The organism is Bradyrhizobium sp. LeoA1Lang, assembly GCF_055413685.1.
In genome coordinates, this window is sequence record NZ_JBVAPG010000597.1 from 1 (window position 1) to 255 (window position 255).

Genomic DNA, 255 nt, shown 5'->3' on the forward strand with positions numbered 1-255 from the left:
GCATCCCGCCCGTCGTTCTTGTTCCGCTGCACGTAGGGCTTCACCAGTTGCGGGGCCATCAGCTTCACCTCGTGGCCGAGCTTGGAAAGCTCCCGCGCCCAATATTGCGAAGCCCCGCAAGCCTCCAGCCCGATCACCGTCGGCGGCAACTTGGCGAAATACTCCAGCACCTGCTTGCGCGACAGCCGCTTGCGCAACACCACCTTCTCGGCCGCATCAACCCCATGCAACTGAAAAATATGCTTCGACGTATCC

1 pseudogene is annotated in these 255 nt (G+C 61.2%); it reads right to left on the reverse strand.

The annotated features are described in order from the left end of the window. Positions 1-255 (reverse strand): annotated as a pseudogene (locus ACZYOF_RS44640) (IS110 family transposase); the annotation flags it as partial.